At 57.1% G+C, this 380-nt stretch carries 1 protein-coding gene; it reads left to right on the plus strand.

All coding sequences use genetic code 11. The features are described from left to right. Positions 1 to 380: UPF0236 family transposase-like protein (locus tag ABS784_RS16995; RefSeq protein WP_352513373.1), on the plus strand; the 380-nt coding region annotated here is incomplete at both ends.

Genomic DNA, 380 nt, shown 5'->3' on the forward strand with positions numbered 1-380 from the left:
CAAAAGGTGTTCGCTGTCTTGTTGGCGGCCCTTTTGGAGGAGATCGATCAACAACTGGCGGAAGCGCGGGACAAGCGGCGGTATCAGCTGAAAGACAAACGGCCGACTACGATCCAAACGCTGTTTGGAGAAGTGACGTTTCGACGGAACTACTACTATGACCGGCAAACGGGGAACTATACCTTCTTGCTGGATGCCGAATTAGGCTTTGATGGGGCCCGATCGATCAGTCCTTGCCTCGAGGAAACGGCGGTCGAGTTGGCCGTAGAGTGCTCTTCCTACCGCAAAGCGGCTCGCACACTCGAGTCGATCGTGGGGTATGCGGTCATGAGCCACGAGGCGATTCGCCAACTGGTGCTGGAGGCCCCTGTCTCGCTGCA

This window comes from Geobacillus sp. G4, assembly GCF_040327975.1.
Classification (GTDB): Bacteria; Bacillota; Bacilli; order Bacillales; family Anoxybacillaceae; genus Geobacillus; species Geobacillus thermoleovorans.